At 70.4% G+C, this 1,391-nt stretch carries 1 protein-coding gene; it reads left to right on the forward strand.

Translation table 11 applies throughout. The annotated features are described in order from the left end of the window. Positions 1 to 152: 152 nt before the first annotated feature. Complete coding sequence (locus AC2CJA_RS26645) at positions 153 to 1,355, forward strand: ISAs1 family transposase (protein WP_484605209.1); 1,203 nt, start codon at positions 153 to 155, stop codon at positions 1,353 to 1,355. The last annotated feature ends 36 nt before the right edge of the window (positions 1,356 to 1,391 follow it).

Consider the following 1,391-nt stretch of genomic DNA (forward strand, 5'->3'; position numbering starts at 1 on the left):
CAGGGCGGCGTCGTTCAGGCGGTGTGTCCGGGCTGGTAGCGCTTCAGGAACTGGGACAGGACCGCGGGGTGGTCGCCGGGGCTGACGCGGAGGCAGGCACGACTCCCGGTGATCATGAGGTGTCGAGTCCCTGATCACCACGACGGAAGACCGTGCCTGCCCGCTCATCATCGCTCATCCCAGCCTCTCTGAGCCAACTCACCGATGCCGTACCGATCGCCCCCGATGCCCTCCCCGGCCTGCTGGCCTGCCTGGCTCAGGTGCCCGACCCCCGGCGGGACCAGGGCCGACGCCATCCGCTCGCTTTCGTTCTGTCCCTGGCCGCGTGCGCGGTCCTGGCCGGAGCGAAGTCCCTGGCCGCGATCGCTGAGTGGGCCGCCGACGCCCCGCCGCATGTCCTGGCCCGGCTCGGTGGCCCCTGCCGGGAGCCGGACCGCGGCCCCGTCGCCCCGGCCGAGGCCACCATGCGCCGTATCCTCCAGCGCATCGACGGTGACGCGCTGGACACGGCCGTTGGAAGCTGGCTCGCCGGACGCGAACGCGCAGGCCAGAAGGAGAACGACAGCGGTCGGCCCCTGCCCTCCCTCGCGGTGGACGGCAAGACCGTGCGCGGCGCCCGCCGCACCGACGGCACCCAGGTCCACCTGCTCGCCGCGATGACGGGGACCGGTCTGGTCACCGCCCAGCGCGAGGTGAACGGCAAGACCAACGAGATCACCGTCTTCCAGCCCCTGCTTGCCCCGCTCGACCTGCGCGGCACGGTGGTCACCTTCGACGCCCTCCACTCGCAGACCGCCCACGCACGTTTCCTCGTCGAGGACAAGCACGCCCACTACATCGCGCTGATCAAGGGCAACCAGCCCACCCTGTACCGGTGGCTGAAGGACCTGCCATGGCGGGAAGTACCCCTCCTGGACAAGACCCGGACCACCGCGCACGGCCGCGACGAGATCCGCCGAATCAAGGCCGCAGCCGTCACCGGGATCGCCTTCCCACACGCGGTGCAGGCCGTCCAGATCGTGCGCCGCCGACGGATCCTCGCCACCGGCAAAGTCACCCTGGAACGCGTCTACGGGGTGACCGACCTGACCGCGGAGCAGGCCGGCGCAGCCGAGATCGCCCGCCGAGTCCGCGACCACTGGGGCATCGAGAACAAGATCCACCACATCAGGGACACCACCTACGCCGAGGACGCCTCCCGCGTACGCACCGGTACCGCTCCACGTGCCATGGCATCCCTGCGCAACCTGGCCATCGGCGCTCTCCGACTCGCCGACCAGACGAACATTGCTGCTGGACTCCGCCACCACACCCGCGACGCCAACCGTCCGCTGACCACCCTCGGCATCACGTGATCAACCAGGACACATCACCTGAACGACGCGCCCCTG

The sequence above is a fragment of the Streptomyces sp. ATLC9 genome, assembly GCF_057196705.1.